This is a genomic window from Candidatus Methylobacter oryzae (genome assembly GCF_003994235.2).
Taxonomy (GTDB): domain Bacteria; phylum Pseudomonadota; class Gammaproteobacteria; order Methylococcales; family Methylomonadaceae; genus Methylobacter_A; species Methylobacter_A oryzae.
In genome coordinates this window covers 1-4662 of sequence record NZ_RYFG02000019.1, presented here as the reverse complement: position 1 = coordinate 4662, position 4662 = coordinate 1, and the positions used below count along the sequence as shown (strand labels likewise).

Below are 4662 nucleotides of genomic sequence, written 5' to 3'. Positions count from 1 at the left end.
CGCTAAACTAATAACATTTTTTGCTGAGCTTGGCAATTTTTTGTTTAAAATCAACACGATTGCCCAATCGTGGGGCTTAACGTTAAGTAGATAACTAAGCAGGTGTATATTAATTTCCAACCGCCGAGGTATAACGCCGCTCCAACGATCCGTTAGGCTTGATGCTATATGAATCAACCATTGATAGCAACCTTTCAGGCAAACCAAAATGCACCTCCGCCTTGATCGAGCGAGCAGTCCGGATAGCCACATAAATCCACCCCAATCAAACCGCCCAAATTGATTAACAAAACAACTACAACCCCGACCGTAGCCGCTGCTAAACTGCCGTTCCCGCCATTTTGTTGGAGACTGCGATGACAAGCGCCCCCGAAGCTACACCCGATCCCGTGCGAGAAAGGCTGCTCAAAGCGGCTCTCGACAATTTTCTGGCCGATGACTACCACAGGGTCACAACCCGCCTGATCGCGGAACAGGCCGATGCCAACATTTCTATGATTCGTTACTATTTCGGCAACAAGGAAGGTTTATACGAGGAGATGATACGGGAAACCCTTAATCCGCTATTGGAGGTGCTGGACGGGCAGATGCTGGATTCCGTCGACGGCTTTAAGGATTTTCTATTGCTGTATTACGACACGATGTTAAAACGGCCTGAATTCCCTAAACTGATCCTGAAAGTGCTGGCGCTTAACCAAGGCCCCGGACGGCGCTTTATTCAACAGTTGCTGGAGCGAGGACGCACTCGCGGCGCGCGGAAAGTGGAAGCGCTGAAAAACAGCGGCCAAGCCGATTCTTTATTAGATCCCGATGTCGTTCGGCTGTCGTTTGTCAGTTTGGCGATGATGCCGATGCTGCTGAAGGATATTTTTGAGGACCAGATAGGCCGGCCCATGGACGAGGCTTTCTTCGAGAAACTGGCCGCGTTCAACGGCCATTTGTTTGCAAGCGGCTTAGCGCCGAACGATAAGATATGAGGTTGACGATGTCGTTACAAAAAAACTCCGTTTCGGTTCGCCTATCTGCCAAGCTGATGAAGTTTGTTTTTTGGCTACAGACCATCGTCAATAAGCTAACCCCGCCGCCGTTCCGTCTGATTCAGATCGGCTCGGCGTTTTGGCAGTCCCGAGTCCTTTACGTTGCCGCATCGCTGAACATTGCCTCCGTGCTGGGCGATGGACAGCTCGCCGCTGAAGACATAGCCGCACGAATCCCGGCCCAAGCGGATGCCGTATACCGGCTGTTACGCATGTTGGCGGCAATGGGGGTGTTTGAAGAAGTGTCGCCGCGGATTTTCAAGAACAATGCCCTTTCCGCCTATTTGCGCGACGACCATCCTAACACTGTCAAAGCCATGATCTTGATGCATAACTCGGTTGAGATGAGCACGCCTTGGTATCAGCAACTGGAACAAGGGATACGCACAGGCGAGGTGCCGTTCCAACTTGCTCACGGCCGCGAACTGTACGCTTACATGGACGATCATGGCGAATTCGACGCGTTGTTTTCCCGTGCAATGGACAGCGTGGAAGCTTTGACCTGCGACAGTTTTGCCACGGAATTCGACTGGGGGCAATTTGATCGCATCATCGACGTTGGCGGCTCAAAAGGCAGCAAATCGATAGCGATATTGAAGCGGCATCCGCATTTGACGTCTTTGGTATTCGACCGGGAGCAGGTTATCCAGACGGCAGCTAGCTACTGGATCGGCAAGGAATCGCCCGACCTTCTTTCGCGCTTAAGCTTCCAGGCCGGGGACTTGCTTGACTCGGTGCCGGCCGCCAAAGACGGCAAGGACATTTACTTGCTGAGCGCGGTCCTGCATGGCTTGGGCGATGAGGATTGCATCAAGGCGTTGCGAAATGTGGCTGCTGCCGGCAGCGGCACAGGCGCCCGGATTGCGGTCATGGAATTGGTTGTTTCGGAAGCGAAGGCCGATATTTCCAGTGCCGCCTGCGACATGCAGATGTTCATGGCTACTCGAGGCAGGGAGAGAACGCTTTCGGAGTGGAAGGACTTATTCGATCAATCCGGATTGAGGCTTGATGAGCAAGTCAGTCTTAAATCGATTGGGAAAATACTGGTGCTAAGCCCAAGCCATTCAGCGTAAAGCCTGTCATCTCTTTGCTGGGGAGTTTAGTTTATAAAATGAATCCCTGTTGTGCCAACCAGGCTTTAATAAAAGTTAACAAAAGTCCGGTTGCGCCGCAAACGGCGATGACCGGAATGACGCCGACCTTGTAACGGAACAAGACCAGCAAAGCGCCGGCCCCAACCAGCGCGGAGAAGCCATCGAAACGGCCGTCGAAACCTTGCGGCCAGAACACATGCCAGGCAAAAAATACCGCAAGGTTCAGGATTACGCCGACCACGGCCGCGGTGATTCCGGTTAACGGGGCCGTGAATTTCAGGTTGCCGTGTGTGGACTCGACCAACGGGCCGCCGGCCAGGATAAACACGAAGCTGGGCAGGAAGGTGAAATAAGTCACGACCATCGCCGCTGTCGCACCCGCTAAAAACAGTTGCTCGGGGCCAAAAAGTTCCTTCGCCCATCCGGCCACGAAACCGACAAAAGTGACCACCATGATCAGCGGACCCGGCGTGGTTTCGCCCAAGGCCAAGCCGTCGATCATCTGGTGAGGCGTCAGCCAGTGAAAATGCTCGACCGCGCCTTGGTAAACGTAGGGCAATACCGCATAAGCGCCGCCGAAAGTCATCAGCGCCGCTTTGGTGAAGAACCAACCCATCTGGGTTAACGCGCCATCCCAACCGTAACGGGCGCACAAAAAACCGATCGCGCCGCCCCACAGAATCAGGCCTGCCAGCATGACTTTCGCCAAGCCTGTCCAGGTAAAGCGCGCATGGTCCGGCGTCGGCGTATCGTCATCGATCAGCGCCGGGCCGTAGCTGTGCTTGGCTGCGCCATGCCCTCCTCCGACCGCGAACTTCTGCGGGACGAACTTGCCGCCGATAGCCCCAAGCATCGCGGCGGCGAGCACGATCACAGGAAACGGCGTATCGAGCAGGAATATAGCCAGGAAGGCCAAGGCCGCCATCGCCCACAGCAGCCAATTTTTCAGCGCTCTCGAACCGATCCGATAGGCCGCGAACAGAACGATGGCGGTCACCGCCGGCTTGATGCCGTAAAGCACTCCGGCAACGGCGGATACATGGCCGTAAGCCAGGTAAACCCAACCCAACGCGATCAACAGCAGCAGCGACGGCAGCACAAACAGACCGCCCGCGACGATTCCGCCCCAACTGCGATGCATCAGCCAACCGAGATAAACCGCAAGTTGCTGCGCTTCGGGGCCGGGCAACAGCATGCAGTAATTCAGCGCGTGCAAAAAACGCCGTTCCGAAATCCAGCGCCGCCGTTCGACCAATTCCTGGTGCATGATCGCGATTTGCCCGGCCGGGCCGCCGAAGCTGATGAAGCCGAGTTTGAGCCAGAAGCGGAAAGCCTGTCCGAAAGAGACCGGCGGAGGCGTTTGCAATGGATTGTTGTTCATCCGTCGTTTCCTAAAAAAGCTTGGTAAAAGGCATCGAAAATCTTTTCGGCTTCGGCCAGCAGTTCATCGTCGTCGCTCCAGCGTTGCCGCATCCCGTTAATCAGCGTTTCCAATCCGGCCGATTCAAGCACGGGAATTCCGCCGACATCCAGATAATGCACCAATGCGCCGATACGATTCAACGCGCTGTCTTTTGCTAGTCCGAAGCTCTCCAACAGAACCTCGAACGTCACTTTTGCGCCGACATGCGTAAACGCGGCCCCGTCGAAATCGAAGCCCAACGCGTCGGCGGGACAATCGTCCGACGCCGCAAGCCAGACAAAATGCGCTTCGGGATCGATGAAACGCCGGATCAACCATGCGCTGGCAAGCCGGTCGATCCATGGCCGCCGGCGCGTCGCCCAAATCCGCTGGCGGTAATCCTTAAGCTGGAGCCGTTCGATCCGCTGCTGAACGGCATGGGGTTCGTCCGGCGCGAGAACCGCTTGTTCCAAATCCTCCAACGCAACGGCCGCTTGTTCCTGGGCGGCGGCGGGGAAAAAATCTTGCAGCACGATCGCTTCGAATTCTTTACGCAAGCGATGAACCTGTTTTTGGAGCTTGACTCGGTCTTCCGGCTGGAAATTCAAATAGCGGATTTGCCGGATGCTTTCGACCAGTTTGGTGTAATCGGCCGACCGGTCGAATAAGTTCTCGAACGCGGTTTGCTGATCCTGGTTTTCGCTGTCCAAACTCAAGATATGAGCGCTTCCGCCTCCTGCGGCAACATCTTCGGCTTGAAGCTGGAGCGTTTGCCGAAACTCAGGACGATGCGGCAATAAATAGACGCCGTCGCGCAAAACGCCGCAACCCAATGCTTTCAACGCGCGCCAAACACGCATGCGCCCGGCGGCGTTATGGGTTGGCAAGCTGACAATAAAGATTAGCCAGGAACAATGCATAAGTATAAGTTCTTATATAACTAGATTGTTGACTATGCTACTACGCAGATGTATAAAAAGGCCAACGGAATTTCATGAAGTTTTTCGAGCTTCACAATACTTTGCAAAAATGCAACTAATGTAGAACTTACGCATTGACAGCCGGTATAGAATATGAGGCATGAACTAACCCTAGGCAACGGAAGGCCCGCCCGTGATAAGAAAAATAA

At 54.4% G+C, this 4662-nt stretch carries 4 protein-coding genes; 2 read left to right on the top strand and 2 right to left on the bottom strand.

All coding sequences use genetic code 11. From position 1 onward, the window contains the following. Positions 1-356 precede the first annotated feature (356 nt). Together EKO24_RS03465 and EKO24_RS03460 are read left to right on the top strand one after the other, a co-directional pair. Positions 357-977, top strand: coding sequence for a TetR/AcrR family transcriptional regulator (locus tag EKO24_RS03465; RefSeq protein WP_127030770.1), 621 nt, complete (start codon positions 357-359; stop codon positions 975-977). Between the two features lie 8 nt (positions 978-985). Beyond that, positions 986-2110: a methyltransferase gene (locus EKO24_RS03460; protein ID WP_127030771.1), complete on the top strand. Its 1125-nt coding sequence runs from the start codon at positions 986-988 to the stop codon at positions 2108-2110. 31 nt (positions 2111-2141) lie between these two features. Here the strand turns inward: EKO24_RS03460 and chrA are convergent, their stop codons facing one another. Both chrA and EKO24_RS03450 read right to left on the bottom strand, forming a co-directional pair. Further along, positions 2142-3512 (bottom strand): chromate efflux transporter, encoded by a 1371-nt coding sequence (chrA, locus tag EKO24_RS03455; RefSeq protein ID WP_127030772.1) that lies wholly within the window; start codon positions 3510-3512, stop codon positions 2142-2144. Beyond that, positions 3509-4453: a chromate resistance protein ChrB domain-containing protein gene (locus EKO24_RS03450; RefSeq protein WP_127030773.1), complete on the bottom strand. Its 945-nt coding sequence runs from the start codon at positions 4451-4453 to the stop codon at positions 3509-3511. The genes chrA and EKO24_RS03450 overlap by 4 nt, the downstream gene beginning before the upstream one ends. Between the last annotated feature and the right edge of the window lie 209 nt (positions 4454-4662).

Excerpts from the sequence above, each read along its gene's own strand:
- EKO24_RS03465 (WP_127030770.1), top strand. The coding sequence starts at position 357 with ATGACAAGCGCCCCCGAAGCTACACCCGATCCCGTGCGAGAAAGGCTG.
- EKO24_RS03460 (WP_127030771.1), top strand. The coding sequence starts at position 986 with ATGTCGTTACAAAAAAACTCCGTTTCGGTTCGCCTATCTGCCAAGCTG.
- chrA (WP_127030772.1), bottom strand. The coding sequence starts at position 3,512 with ATGAACAACAATCCATTGCAAACGCCTCCGCCGGTCTCTTTCGGACAG.
- EKO24_RS03450 (WP_127030773.1), bottom strand. The coding sequence starts at position 4,453 with ATGCATTGTTCCTGGCTAATCTTTATTGTCAGCTTGCCAACCCATAAC.